This window comes from Acinetobacter sp. 802_lipA, from assembly GCF_058242885.1.
In genome coordinates, this window is sequence record NZ_JBZAYP010000001.1 from 432814 (window position 1) to 457365 (window position 24552).

The 24552-nt window shown below is 41.7% G+C and carries 25 protein-coding genes; 16 read left to right on the forward strand and 9 right to left on the reverse strand.

The genetic code is table 11. The features are described 5' to 3' along the window. Positions 1 to 267: 267 nt before the first annotated feature. The 3 genes from AC4CU3_RS02165 (at position 268) to ruvB (ending at position 3541) form a co-directional block, all read left to right on the forward strand. The gene (locus AC4CU3_RS02165; RefSeq protein WP_279043690.1) at positions 268 to 1608 is read left to right on the forward strand and encodes a deoxyguanosinetriphosphate triphosphohydrolase; all 1341 of its coding nucleotides are present in this window, start codon (positions 268 to 270) and stop codon (positions 1606 to 1608) included. A 126-nt stretch (positions 1609 to 1734) separates the two neighbouring features. Then, the gene (ruvA, locus tag AC4CU3_RS02170) at positions 1735 to 2337 is read left to right on the forward strand and encodes a Holliday junction branch migration protein RuvA (protein ID WP_125280477.1); all 603 of its coding nucleotides are present in this window, start codon (positions 1735 to 1737) and stop codon (positions 2335 to 2337) included. A 196-nt stretch (positions 2338 to 2533) separates the two neighbouring features. After that, positions 2534 to 3541: a Holliday junction branch migration DNA helicase RuvB gene (ruvB, locus tag AC4CU3_RS02175; RefSeq protein ID WP_087010806.1), complete on the forward strand. Its 1008-nt coding sequence runs from the start codon at positions 2534 to 2536 to the stop codon at positions 3539 to 3541. Positions 3542 to 3672: 131 nt separating this feature from the next. Here ruvB and AC4CU3_RS02180 read toward each other — a convergent pair whose 3' ends face one another. Next, positions 3673 to 4533: a hypothetical protein gene (locus tag AC4CU3_RS02180; protein WP_279043691.1), complete on the reverse strand. Its 861-nt coding sequence runs from the start codon at positions 4531 to 4533 to the stop codon at positions 3673 to 3675. Positions 4534 to 4713: 180 nt separating this feature from the next. After that, positions 4714 to 5286 carry a hypothetical protein gene (locus AC4CU3_RS02185; protein WP_279043692.1) on the reverse strand — a complete coding sequence of 191 codons (573 nt, stop codon included), beginning with the start codon at positions 5284 to 5286 and terminating at the stop codon, positions 4714 to 4716. Positions 5287 to 5507: 221 nt separating this feature from the next. On the opposite strand from AC4CU3_RS02185, the gene ybgC reads away from it, so the two are divergent. From ybgC to pal, 6 genes are all read left to right on the forward strand, one after another. Next, a complete protein-coding gene (ybgC, locus tag AC4CU3_RS02190) occupies positions 5508 to 5915 on the forward strand; it encodes a tol-pal system-associated acyl-CoA thioesterase (protein WP_004693869.1) in 408 nt (135 codons plus the stop codon). Positions 5916 to 5941: 26 nt separating this feature from the next. Next, a complete protein-coding gene (tolQ, locus tag AC4CU3_RS02195; protein ID WP_004693871.1) occupies positions 5942 to 6640 on the forward strand; it encodes a protein TolQ in 699 nt (232 codons plus the stop codon). Further along, the gene (gene tolR, locus AC4CU3_RS02200; protein WP_004693872.1) at positions 6640 to 7092 is read left to right on the forward strand and encodes a protein TolR; all 453 of its coding nucleotides are present in this window, start codon (positions 6640 to 6642) and stop codon (positions 7090 to 7092) included. The genes tolQ and tolR overlap by 1 nt, the downstream gene beginning before the upstream one ends. 3 nt (positions 7093 to 7095) lie before the next feature. Beyond that, positions 7096 to 8442 carry a cell envelope integrity protein TolA gene (gene tolA / locus AC4CU3_RS02205; protein ID WP_279043694.1) on the forward strand — a complete coding sequence of 449 codons (1347 nt, stop codon included), beginning with the start codon at positions 7096 to 7098 and terminating at the stop codon, positions 8440 to 8442. Between the two features lie 359 nt (positions 8443 to 8801). Further along, complete coding sequence (gene tolB / locus AC4CU3_RS02210) at positions 8802 to 10085, forward strand: Tol-Pal system beta propeller repeat protein TolB (RefSeq protein ID WP_005399723.1); 1284 nt, start codon at positions 8802 to 8804, stop codon at positions 10083 to 10085. A 51-nt stretch (positions 10086 to 10136) separates the two neighbouring features. Further along, entirely contained in the window at positions 10137 to 10706 is a 570-nt protein-coding gene (gene pal / locus AC4CU3_RS02215; protein ID WP_004693879.1) for a peptidoglycan-associated lipoprotein Pal, read from the forward strand. A gap of 59 nt (positions 10707 to 10765) precedes the next feature. On the opposite strand, the gene AC4CU3_RS02220 is transcribed toward pal, so the two are convergent. Further along, positions 10766 to 10966, reverse strand: coding sequence for an NF038105 family protein (locus AC4CU3_RS02220; protein ID WP_262469850.1), 201 nt, complete (start codon positions 10964 to 10966; stop codon positions 10766 to 10768). Between the two features lie 181 nt (positions 10967 to 11147). On the opposite strand from AC4CU3_RS02220, the gene AC4CU3_RS02225 reads away from it, so the two are divergent. The 5 genes from AC4CU3_RS02225 to AC4CU3_RS02245 all read left to right on the forward strand — a co-directional run bounded on the left by AC4CU3_RS02225 (position 11148) and on the right by AC4CU3_RS02245 (position 14434). Beyond that, the gene (locus tag AC4CU3_RS02225) at positions 11148 to 12122 is read left to right on the forward strand and encodes a class 1 fructose-bisphosphatase (protein ID WP_259233518.1); all 975 of its coding nucleotides are present in this window, start codon (positions 11148 to 11150) and stop codon (positions 12120 to 12122) included. 51 nt (positions 12123 to 12173) lie between these two features. Further along, a complete protein-coding gene (locus AC4CU3_RS02230) occupies positions 12174 to 12950 on the forward strand; it encodes a TrmH family RNA methyltransferase (RefSeq protein WP_004693884.1) in 777 nt (258 codons plus the stop codon). Positions 12951 to 13111: 161 nt separating this feature from the next. Continuing rightward, positions 13112 to 13726: an RNA polymerase sigma factor gene (locus AC4CU3_RS02235; protein ID WP_004693886.1), complete on the forward strand. Its 615-nt coding sequence runs from the start codon at positions 13112 to 13114 to the stop codon at positions 13724 to 13726. Continuing rightward, positions 13723 to 14040 carry a hypothetical protein gene (locus AC4CU3_RS02240; protein ID WP_004693889.1) on the forward strand — a complete coding sequence of 106 codons (318 nt, stop codon included), beginning with the start codon at positions 13723 to 13725 and terminating at the stop codon, positions 14038 to 14040. The genes AC4CU3_RS02235 and AC4CU3_RS02240 overlap by 4 nt, the downstream gene beginning before the upstream one ends. Next, a complete protein-coding gene (locus AC4CU3_RS02245) occupies positions 14030 to 14434 on the forward strand; it encodes a DUF3106 domain-containing protein (protein ID WP_279043695.1) in 405 nt (134 codons plus the stop codon). Before AC4CU3_RS02240 ends, AC4CU3_RS02245 begins: the two co-directional genes overlap by 11 nt. 77 nt (positions 14435 to 14511) lie before the next feature. Here AC4CU3_RS02245 and AC4CU3_RS02250 read toward each other — a convergent pair whose 3' ends face one another. The 4 genes from AC4CU3_RS02250 to cxpE all read right to left on the reverse strand — a co-directional run bounded on the left by AC4CU3_RS02250 (position 14512) and on the right by cxpE (position 20817). Continuing rightward, complete coding sequence (locus tag AC4CU3_RS02250) at positions 14512 to 16932, reverse strand: CSLREA domain-containing protein (RefSeq protein ID WP_279043696.1); 2421 nt, start codon at positions 16930 to 16932, stop codon at positions 14512 to 14514. 16 nt (positions 16933 to 16948) lie between these two features. Then, positions 16949 to 18754 carry a rhombotarget A gene (gene rbtA, locus AC4CU3_RS02255; protein ID WP_279043697.1) on the reverse strand — a complete coding sequence of 602 codons (1806 nt, stop codon included), beginning with the start codon at positions 18752 to 18754 and terminating at the stop codon, positions 16949 to 16951. Positions 18755 to 18876: 122 nt separating this feature from the next. Further along, positions 18877 to 19581 (reverse strand): DnaA regulatory inactivator Hda, encoded by a 705-nt coding sequence (gene hda / locus AC4CU3_RS02260; protein WP_004980630.1) that lies wholly within the window; start codon positions 19579 to 19581, stop codon positions 18877 to 18879. Between the two features lie 15 nt (positions 19582 to 19596). Continuing rightward, positions 19597 to 20817: a chloramphenicol efflux transporter CxpE gene (gene cxpE, locus AC4CU3_RS02265; protein ID WP_279043698.1), complete on the reverse strand. Its 1221-nt coding sequence runs from the start codon at positions 20815 to 20817 to the stop codon at positions 19597 to 19599. A gap of 132 nt (positions 20818 to 20949) precedes the next feature. Here cxpE and purM point away from each other — a divergent pair, with 132 nt between their 5' ends. Beyond that, on the forward strand, positions 20950 to 22020 hold the full coding sequence (gene purM / locus AC4CU3_RS02270; protein WP_205666848.1) for a phosphoribosylformylglycinamidine cyclo-ligase: 1071 nt from the start codon (positions 20950 to 20952) through the stop codon (positions 22018 to 22020). Positions 22021 to 22025: 5 nt separating this feature from the next. Then, positions 22026 to 22655 carry a phosphoribosylglycinamide formyltransferase gene (gene purN, locus AC4CU3_RS02275; protein WP_078388910.1) on the forward strand — a complete coding sequence of 210 codons (630 nt, stop codon included), beginning with the start codon at positions 22026 to 22028 and terminating at the stop codon, positions 22653 to 22655. A 62-nt stretch (positions 22656 to 22717) separates the two neighbouring features. On the opposite strand, the gene AC4CU3_RS02280 is transcribed toward purN, so the two are convergent. Continuing rightward, complete coding sequence (locus AC4CU3_RS02280) at positions 22718 to 23509, reverse strand: alpha/beta fold hydrolase (protein WP_004980636.1); 792 nt, start codon at positions 23507 to 23509, stop codon at positions 22718 to 22720. Continuing rightward, complete coding sequence (gene sppA, locus AC4CU3_RS02285) at positions 23506 to 24525, reverse strand: signal peptide peptidase SppA (protein ID WP_078388908.1); 1020 nt, start codon at positions 24523 to 24525, stop codon at positions 23506 to 23508. Before sppA ends, AC4CU3_RS02280 begins: the two co-directional genes overlap by 4 nt. Positions 24526 to 24552 lie beyond the last annotated feature (27 nt).

Here is a 24552-nt window from a genome sequence, read left to right on the forward strand (position 1 = left end):
ATTAGTAACAAATGTTTTAAGAGATAAATTTCAAAGATCCCCGACTTTTAGGCTTTGATTCAGTTCTAAAAACCATTTTCAATTGATATTTAAGCTGCAAATAACGAAGTCGATAGCCTCCTTGAGAACAAACATGACTGCTTTAAGATGTTCTATTTCTGAAAACTTAATACTGCATAAATTAAAAGACAACTTATGTCGCAGCCCTCTAGAGCTCGTCACACTTTTTTGGCATGATGAAGCCAATGACTTACTGAATAACGATAAATGATGCAAATGCGTTGGTTGGAACTGCTCTCAACAGTTCGTATTGGAAGTAAAAAACAAAATACCGAATTGGCACGCAGCCCATTTCACAAAGATTATGATCGAATTATTTTTTCCCAAAGTTTTCGCCAACTGAACCGAAAAACCCAAGTCCATCCACTGACTCAACACGATGGCATTCATACTCGTTTAACGCATTCACTCGAAGTCTCATGCATTGGACGCTCTCTCGGCATGCTCGCAGCGGAAAAGATCAAGGACGAACTACCAATTTGGATTTCCCCTGCCGATGTTGGAGCCATTATTCAAGCGGCTTGTTTAGCACATGATATTGGGAATCCACCGTTTGGTCATGCAGGTGAGTATGCCATTCGTGAATGGTTCGACGATGCATCACATGGCAACTTTTTAGAGAAACTTTCCCCAGAAGAACAAGCCGATGTGCGTCAGTTTGAAGGAAATGCCCAAGGTCTACGCTTACTGACTAAAATTGACTATCACCCTAATGATGGTGGCATGCGTCTGACCTATGCAACACTGGGCGCTTATTTAAAATATCCGTGGCTATCGAAAACCATCGAATCACAAGGCAATACTCCTGCCAGTAAACGTGCCAAATTTGGCTGCTATCAGGCAGAAAAAGAAATCCTGCAACAAATTGCAGAGCAACTCGGACTGATTCAACTGGGTGAATACCATTATTGTCGTCATCCGCTGACTTATTTGCTTGAAGCAGCAGATGATATTTGCTACGCCCTGATTGATCTTGAAGATGGCATTATTTTAAATATGTTGTCTTATGAAGAAGTCGAACCGATTTTTTTAAGCTTGCTGGGTGAATACAGCGCACCAACTGAACTGTCAATGCCAGATACCACATGGCAGCAAAAAATTGCAGCCCTGCGTGGACGAGTGATGAAACGTCTGGTTGAAGAAGTCACATCTGCTTTTGCTAAGCATCATTTTGAAATTTTAAACGGACAACTGGCGGGCAGCTTACTGCAATACTGTGCTGCCGATATTGAGTTAGGCATTAACCGTGCAAAAGATTTAGCCCGCGATAAAATATTTGAACACCCACAAAAAGCAGGTTTGGAAATTATTGCCCATCAAAGTTTGCAAAATATTTTAGATGCCTTTATTCCGCTCACTACACCGCATAAAACATTGAGCTTTAAAGAACAACGCTTAATGGCTATTTTATGTCGTTCTGGTGCACACTTTGGCAGCAACCATTATGAAAATATCATGCAGGTCTTAGATATTATTTCTAAATTTTCAGACCACCAAGCGTATAACTTGTCTCAAGAGTTACAAGGCAATAAGGCAGGATTGATTTAAATGTGTCATCAACATCCAGTTTGATGATAAAGCCATCAATCCGAACTCAATTTTCAGTGAGTATTTTGCCTTTCTGCGCAATGCTCACTACTATGCAACCATTGATAAAAAAGTGAATCACACAACATGATCGGATGTCTTATTGGTGAAGTCTTCGCACTAGAAGCACCCACCGTACTTTTAAATGTAAATGGTGTTGGTTATGAAATTGATACACCACTGACGACCTTCTGCCAACTACAAAAAGGCCAAAAAATTACCTTATGGACACACCTTGCCGTGCGTGAGGATGCTCAACTACTTTATGGCTTTTTGCATCAACAGGAAAAAATCATTTTCCGCACCCTATTAAAGGTCAACGGTGTCGGTCCTAAAATGGCTTTAGGTATATTATCCACGCTTAGTGTCGATATGCTGATTCATACTGTTGAGCATGAAGATATCAATACACTGGTTAAAGTACCGGGCGTGGGTAAAAAAACTGCTGAACGCCTCATGATCGAACTACGTGATCGCTTTAAAGCGATGTCTTCAGGCACAGTACCAAGCAATTCAACTGTTGAACAAATTCAGTTCACAGGTAACTCTGCCGTGGCAGAAGCCGAAGCGGCATTACAATCTTTAGGTTACAAACCTTTAGAAGCACAGAAATTGGTCAATGCTGCAAAAGGTGATTTCACTGAAGCAAGCGACATCATCCGTGCTGCACTCAAATCGATGAATAAATAATCCAAATAGACACACGAAGGCGACATGGATGTCGCCATGTTGGATTGGGATATAAGGACATATCCTCAATCCAACACAAGATTTTTGTTACTTTTGATCTTTTAAAAGTAAGGCAATGCCTACACAATGGTACCTAAACACAAATCATAATTTGAGGCTGTGCCTCGAAAGTTCAGCCAGAGATTGATTTAACTATATGCAAGACCGTCTCATCGGTGGTTCCGAAAAACCCGAAGATCATATCGACCGCGCTATCCGCCCGACCTCACTCGATGACTACATCGGTCAGCCCGTGGTTCGTGAACAAATGGAAATCTTTATTGGCGCAGCCCGTGGTCGTGGTGAAGCACTCGATCACACCTTAATTTTTGGTCCTCCGGGACTAGGTAAAACCACACTTGCCAATATTATTGCGCGTGAAATGGGTGGAAACTTAAAGTCGACTTCAGGCCCTGTACTAGAACGTGCTGGAGACTTGGCAGCCATGCTGACCAACCTTGAAGAAGGTGATGTGCTGTTCATCGATGAAATCCACCGCCTTTCACCAGTGATTGAAGAAATTCTTTATCCTGCCATGGAAGACTACCAACTCGACATTATGATTGGTGAAGGTCCTGCGGCGCGTTCAATTAAGCTCGACTTACCTCCTTTTACTTTAGTTGCCGCAACCACACGTGCTGGACTCCTCACCTCTCCTTTACGTGACCGTTTTGGTATTGTGCAACGCCTTGAGTTCTATTCAGTCACTGACTTGACGCATATTGTGACTCGTTCAGCCAATTTGATGGATGTGCCTATTACGCGTGAAGGTTCAGCAGAAATTGCACGTCGTTCGCGCGGCACACCACGTATTGCCAACCGTTTATTGCGTCGAGTCCGTGACTATGCGCAAGTCAAAGGTACTGGTGAAGTGACACAAGATATGGCTCAGCGTGCACTCGATATGCTGAATGTCGATAAAGATGGTTTAGACACTTTAGACCGCCGTTATTTGAGTATGTTACTTGAACGTTTTGATGGCGGCCCTGGTGGTGTAGAAGCTTTGGCAGCAGCGATGGCTGAAGACTCAGGTACATTAGAGGACGTGATTGAACCGTATTTAATTCAACAAGGTTATGTGATGCGGACAGCCCGTGGCCGTATTGCCACCAATATGGCATATTTGCAGTTTGGTATGACACCGCCTGAACCAAAAGAAAAATGATTGAAAAGGGAGTGAATCTCCCTTTTTCTTACTGATTTAAAATAATTTGAAGTCACTTAGATAAAGACATATAAGATATTAAAAATTGAATTGATGATCAGATTATCCTAAGTATGTTTATAGCTGTCATGTTATACACCGTTATAATTATTAGGTTCGACAATAAAACCCTGTACGACTTTTTTTGCTTTTAATTGAATGATTTTCCAATCCTGCAAATGAACACTTTGAAATATAGTAGTAACACGAGCTCTCATTTCAGGCTTCAAAACAAATTCCTGTTTACATTCACGTGCTATTGGATTTTCCGAATCTCCACATGTAATTAAGGTAAGTACCTTTCCTTTTTCATTTTTTTCAACATATAAATCATCTATATCGTATAAAGCATTAGACCCCGTATTTATAGCTATTAATTCCTTATTTCGTTTCACCCATTTAGGATGAGGAATATATTTCTGTAGACCATATTCATACTCATCACTAGGCAAATATATATCCCTAAAATTGAATTCCTCTAAATGTTTTTTTGATGTTATTTTTGTATCCAACGTTGAATTGATTAATTTCGTTGATAAATCGCCATTATAATGCCTATCTGCATATACACTTACACTTAGCCAATGATTATCAGGCAAGTTAATTTCTGCATTATATTGTTCGCTTGAATAAGGTGATGCTTTATAATAATCGACTAAAACCAATCCATCGGTATAACGCATATCAAACCCAAAGGCCTGAATTTTAGATTGATAGGTCCGCGTCTTGCGTTTATATTTCTTACCTGTTACGAAACCTGAATTATCGTCATATTCAACCCAAGGCGCTTCTCTACCAAGGTTAACAGGCTTCCCTCCTAAATCGCCTACACTATAACGTGCGCCATATTGGTCGCGTGGTGTTATAAACTCTTGAGTTTCTAGTTCTTTATTAGAGTCACAAGCTATTAATATAAATGCGCTAAGAGTTATTCCTAAAAGCTTCTTTGCCATAAAACAACTTTCTCTTATTTTTTTATGTTAGTTAGTAAAGACTATGGACTTACCTTTTCCACTTCACTAAACAAGCTACATGTCTGATTTACATACTTCACCATGTCGAATATCGGAATTCAGAATATATCTGAATTGTGCAAGATACTTAAACTAGCCTTACTCTGAATCTTGTTCAATTTACATCACCCTCACCTCTTCGACCAGCATTAACTCACACGCCCCATTTCCTGTGTCTGTCCGACTCAGTGAACTGCGCCATGTCCAACCATCAGTCGATTTAACTTCAACCAGTTGCCCTTTTAAATAAACCATGTCGTCTACATCAATATCTGCAAGTTTTTGTGCAACAACTTTATTGGCTGGGATCAAATGCGTATTGGCACTACTCGAGGCAATGTCATTTACTGGAATGGGTGGATTGTTCTCATAACGCCAATAATACCAACGATTACTTTGTGTAATAGATAGTTGCTTGTAGACTTCAGGCTTCGCCATCTCGTTCCAACCCAAAGCAAAATCCACAGGACTTAGCTCTGCTTCACGACCCATCCTATAGTTTTCACGCGCCAACACACGAAACTCTCCCGCATATGGTTCTAAGGAAGTAATTGTGTAGCCTTCAACTTGCTGTACATTTTCAATCGGTGAATATAACTCTAAACTTCTGCTTCCTTGCTCAGGCTTAAGCCAATATGTCCACAGCGCAAATGCCACAGCCAAAATAAGCAGCAGTTTAAAATAACCATTCATTCCCTTATCCTTATATTTTTATAGCCATACAGCGTTCAACTCCCCCAACAGTCATGAATCACAATATTTGACATCTTGTGCCATTGGAGTGAAATCTCATAATGCTAAACTGCGACGCATTAGTACTTTGACGTGCATCAATTTTAAGACCCTGTCCTTAAATATAAAAGCGCCAAGTCAATCTAAATCGACTCGTACAACTGGAAAAACGGAATACTCTCATGGCGAATAAATTTGAATTCAACATTCGTGTCTATATTGAAGATACTGATGCAGGTGGCATTGTTTACCACGCCAATCATATTCGCTTTATGGAGCGTACCCGTACCGAGTGGTTACGTGCTTCTGGTGTAGATCATTACTGGCATCAAAAAGACTATAACTTCGTTGTACACAAAATTAATGTGAAATATTCACGTCCAATTTTAATGGATGATTTAATTACTGTTACAGCAAGTGTTGTTTCGTGTAAGGCTACGTCATTTGTGTTGCAACAAAATATTTATCGTGGTGAAATCATGCTTGCATCTGGTGAGGTCGAATTGGCATGTATCAGTTCAGAAATGAAACCCCGTCGACTTCCCGATGAAATCCGCGAACTGATTCTAAAAGAATTAGGACAAGACTAAAAAAATTATTGGCACATGTAGTAACTATGGCAACTCAACTCGAATCATCTCTTCAAGTTTCAGATCTAATATTACAAGCAAGCCCAGTCGTACAACTGGTAATGCTGGCTTTACTTTTGGCCTCGCTGTTTAGCTGGTATCTGATTGCCAAGTTACACATGAGTTATAAAAAAGCACAGGCAGACGATGACCATTTTCAAAAAATTTTTTGGTCAGGTGCTGAACTGAATACGCTGTATAACAATGCGCAACTTAACTCCAAACGTGTCGGCCTTGAGGATATTTTTTATCAAGGTTTAGGCGAGTTTTTAAAACTCAAAAAACGCAATGCTGCTCCAGCACAAACCATTGAAGGCACAGAACGTATTTTACGCGTCGGTCTAAGTCGTGATCAAAGCCAACTTGAACAAGGCTTAGGTGCTTTGGCCAGCATTGGTTCTGTTGCCCCGTATGTTGGCTTATTTGGTACCGTTTGGGGCATCATGAATGCATTCATCGGTTTAGCAGACGTAGATCAAGTCACCCTTGCAACGGTTGCACCGGGTATTGCTGAAGCCCTCATTGCTACAGCGATTGGTTTATTTGCAGCGATTCCTGCGGTATTGGCATTTAACCATTACACTGGAAAAGGCGAAACGGTTTACTCCGATCGTGCTTTATTTGCAGAAGAAATGGTTGCGTTATTACAACGTCAGTCTTTGGGTGAAACTAAGGAACATGACTAATGGCAATTCAACGTTCAGGACGCTTCGAGCGCATTAAAAAACCACTAAAAAGTGAGATGAACGTCGTCCCATATATTGACGTCATGCTCGTATTATTAGTGATTTTTATGGTCACCGCACCCATGATTACCAGCGGTATCAATGTCGATTTACCGCAGGCCAATGGCAACCCCATTGAATCAAAAGATGCACCTGCAATGGTCAGCTTAGATAAAGAAGGCCGCTATTTCCTTAAATATAAAACGCATAGTTCAGCTGAACCTTTGGCTTTATCTGAATTGACGTCTATTTTAAGTGAAGCACAGCAACAAGCTCAGGCTGAAAATAAAACTTTAACCGTTGTTGTGGAAGGTGAACAGTCACGCTCTTATGGCGAAGTCATGTCGCTCATGAACAGCCTACAAGAAGCGGGTCTCAGCCAAGTTGGATTACTCACAGAGCCATTAAAGTAATTTATGAAAGATTTTAAAAAGCCACCTTTTAAACAAAAAGCCATCGCGCTTGGATTTACCTTTGGTGTCCATGTGATTGCTGTTGTTGGCTTACTTTATCTTGGTATGAGTAAACCACCAGAGCCACCGAAGCAAATTAGAACTGTGCTCATCAAACCTGAGGACTTAAAGCCTGTTACGCTTGAAGAAACAGAGTTTACTGAAACAGCACATGAAAATGTCGCCAAAGAAATCACACAAACTGCTCCGCCCGCTGTAGAGCCTGCACCTGTTATCCCAACCGCACCACCTATAACACCCGTTGTGCCAAAGGTCGACGCTCAAAAAGCAGTAGCGGATGCCAGAGCTGCTGAAGCGGCAGCGCGTAAAACTGAACTACAGCAGCAGATTCAGGCACGTGCAAAGACTGAAGCTGAAAAACTACAAGCTCAGCAAGAACGTGCTGCTGCCCGTGCAGCGGAGCAAGCTAAAAATGCTGAGAAAGCTAAAGCAGATGCAGCGGTGAAAGCCGAAGCAGACGCCAAACGCCGAGCAAACTTAGAAGCATTGAAAAAAGCAGAGGCAGTGCAAAAAGCGAAGCTTGATGCACAAAAGAAAGCCGATCTCGCTAAAAAGCAGCAACAAATTACTGATGCCAATAAAGCTAAAGTTGCGGCTGATGCCAAAGCCGATGCAGATAAAGTCAAGGCTGCCGCTGATGCAAAACGTAAAGCCGATGCGGACAAAGCAAAAGCCGCAGCTGATGCAAAAGCTAAAGCAGATGCTGCGAAAAACAAAGCTGATGCTGATGCGAAACGTAAGGCCGATGCGGACAAAGCAAAAGCCGCAGCTGATGCAAAAGCTAAAGCAGATGCTGCGAAAAACAAAGCTGATGCTGATGCGAAACGTAAGGCCGATGCGGATAAAGCTAAGGCAAATGCTGATGCAAAAGCCAAAGCAGATGCCGAAAAAGCTAAGGCTGCCGCTGATGCAAAACGTAAAGCTGATGCCGAAGCAAAAGAGCGTGCGGCTGAAGAAGCACGTGCTTCATCTGCAAAACAAGCTACCGAAGAAGCCGCGCAAAAGAAAGCTGAAGCAAAGCAAATTGCTTCAACGGCAAAGCGCGACTTTGAAAATAAAATTAAGCGTGCTTGGGATACCCCAGCAGGTTCAACGGGTAAAACCGCGACGGCACGTGTCACGCTTTCGGATAGTGGCGCTGTACGCTCTGTGATCGTGAGCTCCAGTGACCCTGACATGAAAGCCAGCGTTGAAGCAGCTGTTCGTTCTGCGGCACCCTATCCAATGCCTTCAGATCCAGAAGCACGCCGGCAAGCACAAAGCTTTACCTCATCCTTTACTGCGAAATAATCCAAATCCCTCTGAACAGTCAGGGGGATTTTTCCAGCCATATTCACAGTATTTTTAAGTACTCAAATAACTTATTTTATATACGTTTAATCTCTTTTAAATTTCAATAACAATCAGTGCAATATCTTTAATTTCAGTCGATATTTCACTCAATACAAGCGAGCCTCCACTCCCCCTTATCACACATATCTACCTATGCGTTTTTGCATTTACGCTTAAACGACTTAATTCTTACTCATTTTTCACAGTGTTATAACAGATCAGTCATAATTTCATGCTTTTAATATTAGAAAATCATGCCATTATGTAGAACAATTAAACCCACAATAAAAGCCGTTTGTTTGAGTAAATAACGAATGATGGAAATGACGCGTAAACACCTTCTTAGCCTAGCCATTTTAACTGCTTTCAGCCCAGTCTTAGTGACTCAAGCACATGCTCAGCTTCACTTAGAAATTGCAAAAGCACCTGAAGAAGCGCCTAAAATTGCAATCGTACCTTTTAGCAATGACAGCAGTCTCTATCCCATTATTGAAACGGATTTAAACCGCTCAGGGAAATTTACCAGCGCTTCAAAAAATTTACCTGCAACAGCCAGCATGAATAATCCGAACGCAGCCAACTGGCAAGCAGCAGGTGTTCCATATGTCGTTACAGGAACAGTAAAAACCACTGAAAATGGTAGCTACGAGGTTCATTACCAACTGTACGATGTCCAAAAACAACAATATCTTTTAAATGAATTATTAACTGTTCCAGCATCACGCGTTCGTTCTGCTGCACACATGATTAGTGATGCTATTTATCAAGCATTAACTGGTATTCCAGGAGACTTTAGCGGTCGTATTGCTTATGTGCTACGTAATCCTGCTACACCGGAACAACGCTATACACTACAAATCGCGGATACTGATGGTGAGCAACCACGTACAATTTTAACGTCACGCGATCCAATTTTATCGCCTGCTTGGACACCAGATGCCAAGAAAATTGCTTATGTTTCGTTTGAAACCAAACGCCCTGCAATTTATGTCCAAGACCTTTCCACAGGTGCTCGCGAAAAGCTTGCTAGCTTCCGTGGTCTAAATGGTGCACCAAGCTTCTCTCCTGACGGGAAAAGTATGTTGTTCACGGCTTCTATGCATGGCAATCCAGAAATTTACCAAATGAACTTGGAAACACGTCAACTGCAACGTATGACCAACGACAGCGCCATTGATACTGAAGCGCGTTATGCACCAGATGGTAAGTCATTTATCTTTACTTCTGACCGTGGCGGTTCTGCACAAATCTACCGTTATGACTTGGCAAATAGCAGTTATAACCGCCTGACCTTCCGTGGCGCATTCAATGCACGTGGTACGCTCAGTGCCGATGGCAAAAAGCTGGCACTGGTTCACCGTCCAAGTGGTAGTAACTATAAAGTCGCTATTCAAGATTTAAACTCAAGCGTCACTAATATTTTAACTCCAACCAGTTTAGATGAATCACCAAGTTTCTCACCAAATGGGCAGATGGTGGTCTATGCAACTCGTGAAGGTTCACGTGGTTTGTTGTCGATCATGTCACTGGATGGACGTTTCCGTATGAATTTACCAAGTGAACAAGGTGAAGTCCGTGAACCTGCTTGGGCACCCAAATAACTTTTTAATGACTAGTCATTTAATAATCATCAATTTTCATGGAGATGAAGAATGAAATCCATCAAGCTTTTAGCCCTTCCAATCTTAGCGACTGCTCTTGTAGTTACAGGATGTGCGAGCCGTAAACCTGCTGCAACAATTGAAGCGGGTCAAAACCCAAATGGTTCAACCACAGTCAATACTCAAGGTCTAAGTGAAGATGCTGCTTTAAATGCACAAAATCTTGCAGGTGCATCGGCAAAAGGCGTGACTGAAGCCAACAAAGCATTTTTAGCAAAACGCGTTGTGCATTTTGACTATGACAGTAGCGACCTCAGCAATGATGATTACCAAACGCTACAAGCACATGCGCAGTTCTTAATGGCAAATGCAAATTCGCGTGTGGCGTTAACAGGCCATACTGATGAGCGCGGTACACGTGAGTACAATATGGCATTGGGTGAACGTCGTGCCAAAGCGGTTGAAAGTTTCTTAATCACCACAGGTGTGAGTCCAAACCAACTTGAAGCCGTTAGTTATGGTAAAGAAATGCCAATCAATGCGGGCCATGACGAAAATGCATGGAAAGAAAACCGTCGCGTAGAAATTAACTACGAAGCAGTTCCACCACTTTTAAAATAATGCTGGCATCACAACTGAAATAAAAAAAGCGCTCCTTTCGATGAGCGCTTTTTTATGACTTAAACTTGTTCAGGCTTGGGATTTTCATCAGATTCTTCAACATGTTGCATAGATTCAATCATGTCATGTTTATTGAACTTTTTATACTCAGCTTTTGCTTCGTAGTCTTGCCACGCTTTTTTCACGCTATCGTCTGAAATATCATCTAAGTTAATCCCTTCGCTCGGCGTTGGAGTCGCATCAAATTTTTGCGTTGTCATTGTTGTGCTCCTATTTTTACCTGATATTCCTTCCATCAACATAGCACTTTCCACAAGACTTGCAAGGGTAAAATCGCAGCAAATAGTCGAGTTTAATTGTTCTTTTGTCTCGTTCTCGACTAAAATATAGCGCAATGTTGATTTTGTTACGTATTCAAGTTTTAGTGGAGTCCTCCCCCTTATGTCATATCTCAATCTGTCCCAATTTTTAGAACAACAAACGGGAAATCTTACGCCTGAATTGGCACAAGTAATTAGCACCATTGCTGCTACTTGCCAAACCATCGATCAAGCTTTACAAAAAGGTGCTTTAGCTGGTGTCTTAGGTAGCGCGCAGCATGAAAACGTGCAAGGTGAAGAACAGAAAAAACTGGATGTGATTTCAAATGATTATTTGATTGATGCTCTAAAAATCCACCCACAAGTTGGTGGTTTAGCGTCTGAAGAATTGGATGAATTCACACCAGCTCAAGAAAATGGCAAATATTTAGTTTTATTTGACCCCCTTGATGGTTCAAGCAACATCGACATTAATATGTGTGTGGGTACTATTTTCTCAATCTTGCCTGCAAAAAATGCAGTGACACAAGCTGAAGACTTTATGCAAGCGGGCAACCAACAAGTTGCTGCGGGTTATGTGCTTTATGGCCCATCAACCATGTTGGCATTAACAGTCGGTGCAGGCACAGTATTCTTTACCTTTGACCCAGAAACTCAACAATTCTTACTCACCTCTGAAAATATTCAAGTGGCAGCAGATACCAAAGAATATGCTATTAACTCTTCAAACCAACGCCACTGGGAAAACCCAGTAAAACGTTATATTGAAGAACTTCTCGCAGGTAAAACAGGTCCGCGTGAGAAAGACTTCAATATGCGTTGGGTTGCATGTATGGTGGGCGACATTCACCGCATTCTTTGCCGTAGCGGGATTTTCATGTATCCATACGACCTCAAAGATCCGAAAAAAGCAGGTCGCCTGCGTTTAATGTATGAAGCAAACCCTATGAGTATGCTAATTGAACAAGCTGGCGGTGCATCTACAACGGGTCGCGTTCGTATTTTAGACATCCAACCAACTGACCTACACCAACGTGTCCCTGTGATTATTGGTTCTAAAAACGAAGTCGATTTAGTGACTGGCTACCACAACTAATTTTTTAAATGCGCATAGCCATCTGACGCGTTATGCGCATGAGTCTTCTCCATGTCGATTATTTTCCTTGAATCAAAAGACAACCCAAAGATTAAACATCTCCGAGGTTTAATAGAGCAAAGCAGCTACCGTAAAAAGCAGGGTCAAACTGTGCTTGAAGGGACACACTTAGGCTTAGCTTGGGTTGAAAAAAAGAAGAAACTCAATTCTATTTTCACTACTGAAAATGCACTCGAACACCCTGATATTTGCGATATTCTAGATGAATATGAAGGTGCTGTTTTTGTCATTGCTGAAAGCCTATATCGTGACTTAAGCACATTAGGGACCACTTTGCCCTTCTTGGCAGTTGTAGACTTACCAAGTTCAAGCCAAAGTGTAGACTTTAGCTTGGATACATTGATTTTGGAAAACATTCAAGATCCAGGCAATGTAGGTACACTACTCCGCTCTGCTGCTGCAGCAGGTATTAAGCAAGTTATTTGTACCAAAGGTTCTGCTGCACTCTGGTCACCACGTGTATTACGCGCAGGCATGGGTGCACACTTCTCACTCAACACCTATGAAAACGTAGCCATCGAAGATGTACTCGAACGCTTTGAAATTCCAGTGTATGTGACCAGCTCACATCAGGCTGAAAGTTTATATCAAAAAGATTTAACACAAGCTTGTGTCTGGATCTTAGGCAATGAAGGCCAAGGAGTTTCTGACTTTGCTTTGGCACATGCTCAAGCACTGAGCATCCCACAGCCCGGTGGCCAAGAATCTCTCAATGTCGCTATTGCGGGTTCAATCTGCTTTTTTGAAATGGTACGACAACGACTTTAAAATCGTTAAGTTATATTAACTAAAGTCGGCTCAGCAGAAAAAATAGATTACACTAGAAAAAATAATTACTTGTGTTGTCAACCAAACCATTATTTCCAACGTTATAGGCACATGATTGAGGAAATAATGGTGGGTATCCGATGACAGGATTTTCCATCTCTATGGATTTAGCACCCAAACAGTCTAAAACGCAAGATTCTAGTACTCTTAAGAGTACCGCCGAGTCTCGCCTAAAAAACTTCATGCAAGAAGTGACTGGTCGTGCGTTAGTGATGATGGAAAGTGCCACCCAAAACCAGCAGGGTATCGCCATGGATTTGGTGCAAGAAGCCTTTATTTCATTACATAAATCTTATTCTGATCGATCTACGGAAGAATGGTATCCCCTGTTCTATACCATTTTAACCAATAAATTACAGGATTGGCGTCGTAAAGAAGCACGTCGAGCACAACCCTTTTCTTTCTTCAAAAAAGTCAGTCTTGATGATGACGATTTTGAAGTCAATGAGGTGGTCGATGAAAGAGCGCTGAATCCTTCAGACTTTTTAAGTCAAGCTGTCACTGCGGATGAAATTCAAGAAGCCATTGCTGGTCTTCCTGTTCGTCAACAGCAAGCATTTATGTTACGTGCATGGGAAGGTTTTGATACTGCAACCACTGCACAAATCATGAATTGTTCTGAAGGCAGCGTTAAAACTCATTACCACCGTGCGATTCAAGGCTTACGCAATGCTCTCGCACATTTGAATCCACATCTAGGAGGATCATCCGAATGAAAGATGATTTCTTAAAGCAAGTAACCTCCAAACTTGATGGGCTCGCGCAACACCACAAAAACAAACCCGTGGTGATGCAACATGTTCTTGATGACATTCAAGATCAAAAGTCCTCACGTTATGGCCTTTGGAAAATGTCAGGTTTTGCTTTAGCTGCGGCTATTGCTGGCTTTGTCGTACTTCCGAACTCTGTAACCCTTGATGAAAAACCACATAACCAAGTGGTTTCGACTCCTAAACTTTCACCTCAAATGGTTGAAGATTTAGAAATGTTATTGGTTTTAGGTGAGGACACTGTTCCACATGGCAGCTAAACGTGTCGCTTTCGCACTTTGCACGCTAGGTTTTTTACAAACCAGTTTTGCAGGTTTTGATCGTTTTTGGATTTTTTCCAAAGATGCAGATACCCAAGTGTCTGAAACATGGGAATCCTTGTCTGAAGAAGAACAGCGTGCGTTGATTCAACGTTACCAGTCACTAAAAGAACTGCCCGATGCGCAAAGTGCAGCCCTGCAACAACGTATGGACTGGTTTACTCAGTTACCTGAGCAAGAAAAGCAAAAAATGCGCGACACTTGGCAACAGATGAGCACCCAAGAACGACGTGATTTACGTGTACGCATGCAAAAAGCAGATGCAGATGAACGTGTGAATATTCGAAATGAATATATCAATAAATACATCCATAGCAACACTACTACACATTAAGATGCCTAGCCGAATATAAATACTATAGAAACGCTCATAAAAAAATGCCTCATGTGAGGCATTTTTTATGCTTAAATTTATATTTTTCGTCGTTGTCTAAGCCACGCTAATGACAACAATCCAAGCACCCCAAGGCCACCGATTGAACCACCACCACCGCCACTCGCTTCCGTATTGGTATTTTTAGCGGTGTTCGTAAAATACATCATCGCAGATTTAGACTCTTCAGCCTCTGCATCATAGATCACATATTCAATTTCATAAGGGAATGGACTGAAATTATTGCGGACTTCAACTTCAATATTGCCGCCATAACATACATATTTTTCATATTCTCCCGGACAAGAACCTGTACGTTCTGGCTTAATATTAATGCCTGCATCCTGATGTACAATACGAAGAGCAAGATCCTTTCCATTCGCATCACGGTGAAATGCTGGACGCTGATGTTCTGCCGCGACTGTACTAATTGGCCCATCACCATCATCACTATCATTTGCCAGTGGATTTACATTGAGTTTTAAAGTGCCACCATAATTCAGGGTGTATTGATCCGTTTTGGCAATAGGTTGTATATTGCTAAACTCCGCTTTTAGAATCCCCGAAGAGCTTGCCTGCGTAGCCTTACTCTTTACACTATATTGGCAATACACATATTCCGTGCTTGTTGTAGGCTTACCATCGGTGCGATAAATCATGATTTGTTTTAAATCATCCTTCCACTCACAGCGTAAAGTTGGATCCGCTCTGAGTTTTGAGGTATCCAGCACACCATCTTTGGCGCTGAGCACACCTACACCTAATACCTGAGTTTCAGTAATGGTATAATTCTCAGTGTTCATTTCTTTTAAAGCCGACGTTCCATCAGCAGTGTTGACCACAGCCTCATCTTGCAAAACAAACTGGAAGGGATCGACATAAATCGCGCGATATTTTTGATGTAACTTTGTCGAAGTTAGAAGTTCCCTATAACGCTTTAACTCTTCATTAAACTCGACCAAAAAGTCTGGATTGGTGTTTTTATCGGCGATTAATTCTTCCAACTCCTTAATATTATTCACATACGCCTGAAGACGTTCTGACTGCGAGGTATTTTTCAAATCAGCAATATCCGCTGCTGCTAAACGACGCAACTCAACCGATCCAATATCACAGCTGTTAGCTTCCGCAGGTGCTAACATCAATGTTCCGTCGACAATACGGTCTAGACCACGCTGGTCACTATCATTACAGCTCAATTTACTGTTGGTATCGAGCAAATCAACTCCACCACTATTTACTTTCGGGAAATACATTGGGCGGAATAAATTATATTTCGATGGCGAAGTTAAGGAACTGAGTAGACTTCCTATAGCCACATTTTTCACATCAATATTAGTATCTGTCGTACCATCGAGTATTCGTGCACTTGCTGCCAGTTCACACTGACTGGTCACCGTATCAAACGCATTGTAACCTGCCGTCACACCGGCATCATATTTATCAGATAGTGTCTGAGAACCGACATAGCGGCATGATGTGTTTCCATTATATGCAAGCACATTGTAATACAATGACTTCATACCGAAATCGTCATAATCCAAAACGCTCGCTGCACTGTTTTCTACAATAGTGTTATTTGACAATAAGAAATTACTTTCAAGACTCAGGTTATGATCTCGAGTATTGACGGCATACAAAATGCTACCGTTTACGGTACTCGCAGTATTTTTTGCAATGGTATTATTCGCCATAGCAACTTTTGGGTTACCACAAAAATCGAATGTATTCAGATTCGATATCTGACCATTCGAAATAATACTATTCGCTCTAAACTCTATATTGGTTTTTACATCCAAGAGCCCTGCATAACATTGCATTGCAAGCACACTACCTACAGTCGCTTGGTTACCTTGTAATACACTATTATTTACAGTCACCTGATGCTCACCAGGACCAACGAGATAGAGTGCTCCACCTTTTTTATCTGACTTGGAGTTTAGAATTTGTACATTATTTAAGGTTAATGCTCCACCGACCAATAAAGCACCGCCTTCATCTGCCGAATAACCATTTTCTAAAATAACATTCTCTAGCGTCAAACTGGTCTTGGTAATGGTATTAAATAAACGTGACTTTCCACCCGCATCAATCCGTGAAGTCAATTCACCTAGGGCAGGATACTTAAAAGTAATGGGATTTTTCTCACGATCTAAATAAGGACTTTTCCCAAAAACCACCACTTTAGACTCGGGAACAATTTCCTTATTCAGTTTATACGTCCCAGCTGCTAACTGAATATAATCGGTTTGACCCGAACCCGTATTCCCAGCACTACAGCCACCATAAGCCTTATTTAAGCTGGCTGTTTTGATTGCCTCACGGAGTGAACATTGATTCATGTTCACATTATCTTCATCCTCAAATGTGTTGACATGAATTGTTCTATCTTCTGCAGCCATTAATGTCATAGCAGCTACCACCATGACACCCAATAGTCCTTTTTTAAAGTGTTTCATGTTTGCCCTTTTCTTTTTATTTTCGACGCAGCAAAATTAAAGCAAATAACCCCAGTAAGCTCAGAATACCAGTGCTTCCTCCAGAGGTTTTAATTTTGTCACTTTCCATATGATTTTGTGGTTCTTGTACAATTTGTACATTCACTTCAACGAACGGAATATGTTCATCAAAACGTGTCGTGGTTGTGACCAGCTGTAACCTGAAAATATCAGCACCATGCCATGCTCCATTTGGCGTGTAAGTAATATTTCCTAGCTCATCAATCACCACTTTGCCTTTGGATACCGTTTGAGTCTGCTGCACCCGCATACAACCGGGTTGCCATTCTTCACCATTTGGCGCTTTAGCCGATTTGAACAAGCTTGCACATTCGGTTTTGGACAGTAGGTCACTATCTCCAAGCAGATCTGTAACAGAAAGTTTAGCTACTTGCCCCGCAATCAGGTCTTCACCAATTAGGCTAATGGTTGTTGGGACCTCAATTTCGATTGCTCCACGGTCACAAAAGGTATTATTCGTATTTCGATTCACACCACGTTGATCTGAATTTTCACAGCCAATTAAAGAATCCGTTGTGTTTACAACCACTTTACCCTTGTTCACAATTGGAGAATCTAACCAATGCGTCTGACTCATTAAAATGCGTGGACGGATATAGCCTAAAAATTTTTGGTTGGGAACAATATAAGGACACAATAAACTGTCAGTATCTGCAGACATGGTTTTACACTCACCCACCACATCACTGCCTGCAATCAAAGCGCCAGACCAAAACTCATTCGGATAATAGCTCGCACCGCTGCCACAGTCACTTTGCGTGACTAAGTTGTTCTGAAGAACTGCTTTACTTAAATCCCCAGCACAGTTTTGTGTGATGGTATTTTCAGCATTCCCTAAAACGATACTATTGGCCAGATAAGCCAAGTTTGTAGATGGATTGAAATAAATCCCTTTACTGTTTCCCACCACCGTTAAGTTATTCAAAGCCATGCCATCTCGTACATTGACGACATAACCTGTATTTTTCACAAAGGTACTACTGACCAGACGTGATGCTAAACTGGATAAGGTTGTATCTTCTTTAACCGTTGCATTATTGACAGAGTAAATATTGGCACTGCTTGCATCTGTTGTTTTATTTTCTTTGAAAACTGAATTATAAATCCGAAAAGAAGGCGCGTCCCCATACAAAATAGCACCTTGTGCCGCTTGGTTTTGCTCAACCAGAGTAGCGCGAATTTCAACTAGACTACGACTGGTACCATCTTCGAGCAAGGTTGCGACATTGTAAATCGCACCCCCTTGCCCTGCAAAACCACCTGTTAATTTGACGTACTCAAGACCTAAATATTCATTGTTATAAATTAAACCACCCTGATGAACACCGCAGTCTTTCGCACAGCCCTGTAAAGTAACCTCTTTTACTAACACACGAATTAAAGCATTCTCAGCATTATCAACCCTTAATAAGTTGTCAGAACCATTCATTTTTAAGATGGCATTACTTAAACCCTGAACCGTTTCTTCCCCCACAGAACTATCATAACTTGTTCTGAGTGTTAAATCTTTTTTGATTGCAAGATGGGTATTTAGCAAATAGGTTTTATTTTTCTCAAGCATGACGGTGGAAATCGCATCTTTGCCCCCGCAGCCATAATAACCCGCCTCAGGCATGCCTTGATTAATATAGTCGATAGCTTCGCGAAGTGAACATTCCGTGTCATTTTTGACAATATCGTCAGTGATGGTCACCTTAATATTGTCTGAATAGGCATGACTCGCCACCAATAGCGTAGCTACACCTATGCTCTTCTTGAGCATAACGATCTCCTTGCTTTTATTTTATCTTTTCTTTTTATTCTTAGATTGCAAAATCCCTGCAATATCTAACAATTTTTCGTACTCTGTCACAGCTCGGACAATTTCTCAAGTATTATTATGATTTACCGATATTCGTCAATTAGCGCATAAATTTGTCTGAGGTTTGCATTACTCAGTTTGGTTTTCTCACCTTTTAACAGTTGAATCAGTTGTTCTAAACTTTGCAATAACACCGAGGTTTGATGTGGCCCATGCGCGAGCAAATAATCAATAATCTGTTGATCGATATGAATCCCACGACGCGATAAAACCGACATCACCAGTGTAGAACGATCGGCATACAAACTTCCGTTTGGTACTTTCACACTTACAGCCTGCGTCAGGCGAGATTGTAAATCGGGTAGTTCAAGTTTTAATTCAATCGGCGCAACACGAGAAGAGAACACCAACTGGCCACCTTCTTCATTGTTGTAGTTGATCAGGTGAAAAACCGCTTTCTGCCAATGCGGCACACCACTTATGGCTTCAATGTCATCTAAAGCGACAAGGTCAAAACGCTCTAAAGAGGTAATTGCTTCTGTTGGCGCATCCAGCAACTCAAGTAATGAAACTTGAATCGCTGTTTTACCTACATCTAAATAAGAATCACAAATTGCTGAAAGTAAATGGCTTTTTCCAGAACCCGCACCACCATACACATAAAAACGATTCATTAAACCTGCATGTAACTGACGAATCGCATCGATAACAGGCCCCCATCCCGGCCCAGAAAAATCACTGATTCGGGCATCGAGTTGGGGTTCAATATCTAGTTGCAATTGACGCATGCTGGTTTGTATATCCTAAAGTTCTTTATGGTCTATCTGATCAATCTTACTTGAATTTTCAGATGCTTGCTGAGCTTTTACCGCTTGATTTTTTAGTTCAATATCAACATCGACTTGGTCGGTTTCAATCGTAATTGAACCCGCGGATGAATCTTGCACAACATAAGTAGATGTACTATACATTGGGCTGTTTTCATAAAACTCACGTGCATGTCTTAATAACACCACAATCACGGCAGCCACAGGCAACGCAATCAACATCCCTAAAATACCGCCCAATTGCGCACCAGCCAGTACTGCAAATACCACAGCAACTGGAGACAAGCCAATTTTATCGCCCAACAAGAACGGTTGTAATATATAGCCTTCCACTGCCTGACCAATCATAAAGACCACGCCAACTAAGAGTAATTGCATCCAATCAATACCAAACTGGAATAAACTTGCAATCACTGCGGCAATAATCCCGACCGCAAAACCTAAGTACGGAATAATACTGCACAGCCCAGCCACCATCCCAATAATCAAACCTACTTCAAGTCCAATTAACTGTAAGCCCATTGCATAGACCACACCCAAGAGCACCATGACCAAAAACTGACCTTTGACAAAAGCGCCAAGTACACTATGACATTCTTTAACAATGACTAAGGTCTGTTCTTCATATCGCCGTGGAATAAGACGACGGAAACTGTCCAGCATGCGATCCCAATCTAATAAAAAATAGAATGCAATAATTGGGATCAGTACAACCGTACCACCAATCTGAATGAAGTTCAGTCCAGACTGAGCCAATTTGGCAATCATAGCCTGAATACTGTCAGCACTATAGTTGGTCTGTACATATTCCATAATCGCAGCTGAAATCTGGTCAACATCTAATTCCATTGGGACCAAATTAAAACTGTCAGATAACCAAGGCAGGAATTTATAATTCGCCCAATGTATGCCTGAAGGAATGCTGTTCTTTGCATACATCAGCTGTTCCCACACCAGTGGAACCAAATACCAAAATGCCAATGTAATGACAACGCCAATACCGATAAAAACAGCACTAATAGATAACCAACGTGGTAAGCCAATTTTATGCAGTTTATCGACCAGTGGGCTAAATAGATAAGCGACTAAAAATGCACCAACAAAAGGTAAAACAACAGGCTTAAGTAGATACAACACCCAGAGTATGAGCGCGATTCCTGCCAAAATAAAAATACGTTTAAGTGTACGATCTTGCATGCAATCTCGCCTTTTTCAGATTTAATCGTTATTGAGAAAAATATTTTAGTAAAGATAACATTTTAGCGCAGAAATAACATATGTGTTTCGTATATTCAGGTATAATCGCCCCGCGAATGCGGAGACTTCATTATGAGCAACTCAACTTCTACCCCAAACACTGGTTTAAGCTACAAGGATGCAGGTGTCGACATTGAAGCGGGCGACGCGTTAGTCGATCGTATCAAATCTGTCGCGAAGCGTACTACTCGCCCTGAAGTAATGGGCGGATTAGGTGGCTTCGGTGCACTTTGTAAAATCCCTAAAGGTTATGAAGAACCTGTTCTCGTATCTGGCACAGACGGTGTTGGTACAAAATTACGTTTAGCATTGAATTTGAACCGTCATGACACGATTGGTCAAGACTTGGTTGCAATGTGTGTAAACGATCTTCTTGTATGTGGCGCTGAGCCATTATTCTTCCTTGACTACTATGCAACTGGCCATCTTAATGTAGATGTAGCCGCAAACGTAGTTACGGGTATTGGTACAGGCTGTGAACTTGCTGGTTGTGCATTGGTTGGTGGTGAAACTGCCGAAATGCCGGGCATGTATGAAGGCGAAGATTACGACTTGGCAGGTTTCTGTGTAGGCGTAGTTGAGCAAAGCAAAATTATTGATGGCTCTAAAGTCAAAGCGGGTGACGTTTTAATTGGTGTTGCATCAAGTGGTGCTCACTCAAACGGTTACTCTCTACTTCGTAAAATTTTAGACGTGAAAAACGTTGACTTGACGCAAATCGTTGATGGTCGTCCACTTGCCGATGTTGCAATGGAACCAACACGTATTTACGTAAAGCCTATTCTTCAACTTTTAAAAGAAGTTGATGTACACGCAATGGCACACATTACTGGTGGTGGTTTACCAGGTAACTTACCACGCGTATTGCCGAATGGTGCTCAAGCTGTTGTGAATGAAGCATCTTGGGAATGGCCAGAATTGTTTAAACTTCTTCAACGTGAAGGTGGTGTTGAACAGTTCGAAATGTATCGCACATTCAACTGTGGCGTAGGCATGGTCTTAGTTGTCGATGCTGCTGATGCTGACAAAACAGTTGAACGACTAAATAACCTGGGTGAAAAAGCTTTCACTATGGGGCATATCGTAGACAATGCTGAGTCAGTTGAAGGCGCAGACGAAAAAATCCGTGTGGTATTCGCTTAAGTCATATGATTAAAATTGCTGTTCTGGTTTCAGGAAGTGGATCAAACCTTCAAGCCTTGATTGATGCCAATCTGTCAGGGCAAATTGTGGGTGTGATTTCCAACAAACCTGAAGCCTATGCGCTACAGCGTGCTGAAAATGCAGGTATTGCAACAGCAGTCATTGAGCACAAACAGTATCCTCATCGTGAAGCTTTTGATGATGTCATGCATCAGCAATTGCTCGATTGGGATGTGGATTTGGTGGTTCTTGCGGGCTTTATGCGTATTTTAAGTGAGAAATTTGTCAGTGCTTGGGAAGGGAAAATGATCAACATTCACCCTTCTCTTCTACCGCATTACAAAGGTATGCATACCCATCAGCGCGTACTAAATACTGGCGATCAACTGCATGGCTGTACCGTGCACTATGTGACGGCTGAGCTTGATGCAGGTCAAGCTTTGGCACAAGGTGTCCTGAAAGTTGGCTCACATGATGGTGTGAATAGTTTGGCCCAGCGTGTACATACGCTTGAGCATATCATCTACCCGCAAGTGGTAGAGTGGATTTGTACACAAACGATTCAGCATACAGACCAAGGTGTTCTCTACCGCAATACACTGATGCACGAGCCAATTCAGTTTTGCAAATTTTAAAAATAAAAAACGCCTCCAAGGGGGCGTTTTTTTATGGCTACTGAAAAGTACTATTAAACATTTTATTGAATCAGCGTCTTAATCAGAGTAACCGTTTCTTCTGGTCGCTCTAAAGGAAACATATGGCTTCCCTCAACGATTTGATAAGGAATGCCAAATTTCTTTTTCACTATTTGTGGAAACCCTGGACCAACAAAAGGACCTTTTTCAGCAATCAGCAAATGCATCGGCACTTGTGATTTGCCCTGAGGTAGCCACCATAAAGAAGGATTGGTCCTGAAGATATGAACTTCATCCATTTTTGCAATCGCAAGTTCAACACCGCCACGGACGCGATCTTCCGTTAAAGCATAGTCAATATAAGCTTGAAAGCAGTCTGGATCAAAGTCTTTATAAAAGCTTTTAGGACGTAAAAGTTCAGCTGCTTGCTCACGGCTTTCCCAATGGTCACGACGCCGTAAAGATAGCGCTGCTGGTGACATGGTATCAACCATTTTTAACTTCAACATTTTCGCAAAGTGTAATGCAAATGAGGCTTTGCCCATGATCAAAGGCGGGTCCATCATGATGACTTGTTGAAATAGCTCAGGACGCTGTAATGCCGCCTGAAACGTCAACACTGATCCTAATGAATGTCCCAAACCAATCACTTTACGACCCTGTGCCTGACGAACAATACTGTCAATCACTTGCTGAGTTAAGCTTTTCCAATGGTTATCAATCGGGTAGTTTTTATCTGGCCCTAATAAAGGGACATAGATCACATCATACTGATCTGACAGTAAATCAAATAATTTCTGATAGACCTTAGAAGGCACGCCATTGGCGTGCGCAAAATGAATTAAAGGTTTCATTGGAGTTTCGTGGTCTGTTCAGATTGCATTTGATTTGAAAGTGAAGATGCAAAACCAGCTCCCATCGATGCACCTAAACGGCCTAATACAGCATCTAGTGGGCTATGTACCACGGTATAATCCATCGCTTTATCGGTATTTAGTTCACGTTTTAAAGTATGTAAATTACCAATACGATCCGCAATACCCAGCTTGACCGCCTGATCACCAGTCCAGAAAAGACCTGAGAAGAGTGCCGGATCGTTCGACTTTAACTTTTTGCCACGACCTTGTTTCACAGCATTAATAAAATGCTCGTGTACATTATCAAGTACACCTTGAACATGTGCGCGCTGCGCAGGGTTAACAGGTTGTGTCATTGACAATAAAGCTTTGTTTTGACCAGAGGTCATGGTGCGGTCTTCAACACCCAGTTTTTGCATGAGGCCATTCACCCCATAGTTCGGCATAATCACACCGATTGAACCCACTAAACTCGATGGATTCACCAAGATTTCGTCAGCAGCAGATGCGATATAGTAAGCACCTGATGCACCTGTATCACCAATCACCGCATACAATTTTTTATCGCTATGTGCTTTTTTCAAATATTGAATTTCTTGCCAGATTTCATCCGACTGAACCGGAGAACCGCCCGGTGAATTAATATTGAGTACCACCGCTTGGCTTTGTTTATTTTCAAAAGCTTTCTTTAATGACTTAATCGTGTCATCACTGTTCACGCTTTGCTCGTCAGCAGCAATGGTACCCACAATATCAACCACAGCAATATGCTTAGATGCGGTTGCCTCCGTACCACTAGTCGAACAACTCTTGGTCATGGCAAATAGAATAAACAAAAGATAGGCAAAAGTTAGACATTTGAAAAAGATGCCCCAGCGACGTGCACGACGTTGTTCTTCAACAGAAGCTAAAACTGCTTTTTCTAAAAGTTTCCATTCATTTCCTGTCGGTTCTTCATGTACAGGCTGTTGTTTCGGCGTTTCATTTTCTGGTTTTGGTGGCCAATCGGACATATAACAATCCAAACTTGAATAAAATTG

Coding starts and splice junctions, on each gene's coding strand:
- AC4CU3_RS02165 (WP_279043690.1), top strand. CDS start 268: ATGATGCAAATGCGTTGGTTGGAACTGCTCTCAACAGTTCGTATTGGA.
- ruvA (WP_125280477.1), top strand. CDS start 1,735: ATGATCGGATGTCTTATTGGTGAAGTCTTCGCACTAGAAGCACCCACC.
- ruvB (WP_087010806.1), top strand. CDS start 2,534: ATGCAAGACCGTCTCATCGGTGGTTCCGAAAAACCCGAAGATCATATC.
- AC4CU3_RS02180 (WP_279043691.1), bottom strand. CDS start 4,533: ATGGCAAAGAAGCTTTTAGGAATAACTCTTAGCGCATTTATATTAATA.
- AC4CU3_RS02185 (WP_279043692.1), bottom strand. CDS start 5,286: ATGAATGGTTATTTTAAACTGCTGCTTATTTTGGCTGTGGCATTTGCG.
- ybgC (WP_004693869.1), top strand. CDS start 5,508: ATGGCGAATAAATTTGAATTCAACATTCGTGTCTATATTGAAGATACT.
- tolQ (WP_004693871.1), top strand. CDS start 5,942: ATGGCAACTCAACTCGAATCATCTCTTCAAGTTTCAGATCTAATATTA.
- tolR (WP_004693872.1), top strand. CDS start 6,640: ATGGCAATTCAACGTTCAGGACGCTTCGAGCGCATTAAAAAACCACTA.
- tolA (WP_279043694.1), top strand. CDS start 7,096: ATGAAAGATTTTAAAAAGCCACCTTTTAAACAAAAAGCCATCGCGCTT.
- tolB (WP_005399723.1), top strand. CDS start 8,802: ATGGAAATGACGCGTAAACACCTTCTTAGCCTAGCCATTTTAACTGCT.
- pal (WP_004693879.1), top strand. CDS start 10,137: ATGAAATCCATCAAGCTTTTAGCCCTTCCAATCTTAGCGACTGCTCTT.
- AC4CU3_RS02220 (WP_262469850.1), bottom strand. CDS start 10,966: ATGACAACGCAAAAATTTGATGCGACTCCAACGCCGAGCGAAGGGATT.
- AC4CU3_RS02225 (WP_259233518.1), top strand. CDS start 11,148: ATGTCATATCTCAATCTGTCCCAATTTTTAGAACAACAAACGGGAAAT.
- AC4CU3_RS02230 (WP_004693884.1), top strand. CDS start 12,174: ATGTCGATTATTTTCCTTGAATCAAAAGACAACCCAAAGATTAAACAT.
- AC4CU3_RS02235 (WP_004693886.1), top strand. CDS start 13,112: ATGGATTTAGCACCCAAACAGTCTAAAACGCAAGATTCTAGTACTCTT.
- AC4CU3_RS02240 (WP_004693889.1), top strand. CDS start 13,723: ATGAAAGATGATTTCTTAAAGCAAGTAACCTCCAAACTTGATGGGCTC.
- AC4CU3_RS02245 (WP_279043695.1), top strand. CDS start 14,030: ATGGCAGCTAAACGTGTCGCTTTCGCACTTTGCACGCTAGGTTTTTTA.
- AC4CU3_RS02250 (WP_279043696.1), bottom strand. CDS start 16,932: ATGAAACACTTTAAAAAAGGACTATTGGGTGTCATGGTGGTAGCTGCT.
- rbtA (WP_279043697.1), bottom strand. CDS start 18,754: ATGCTCAAGAAGAGCATAGGTGTAGCTACGCTATTGGTGGCGAGTCAT.
- hda (WP_004980630.1), bottom strand. CDS start 19,581: ATGCGTCAATTGCAACTAGATATTGAACCCCAACTCGATGCCCGAATC.
- cxpE (WP_279043698.1), bottom strand. CDS start 20,817: ATGCAAGATCGTACACTTAAACGTATTTTTATTTTGGCAGGAATCGCG.
- purM (WP_205666848.1), top strand. CDS start 20,950: ATGAGCAACTCAACTTCTACCCCAAACACTGGTTTAAGCTACAAGGAT.
- purN (WP_078388910.1), top strand. CDS start 22,026: ATGATTAAAATTGCTGTTCTGGTTTCAGGAAGTGGATCAAACCTTCAA.
- AC4CU3_RS02280 (WP_004980636.1), bottom strand. CDS start 23,509: ATGAAACCTTTAATTCATTTTGCGCACGCCAATGGCGTGCCTTCTAAG.
- sppA (WP_078388908.1), bottom strand. CDS start 24,525: ATGTCCGATTGGCCACCAAAACCAGAAAATGAAACGCCGAAACAACAG.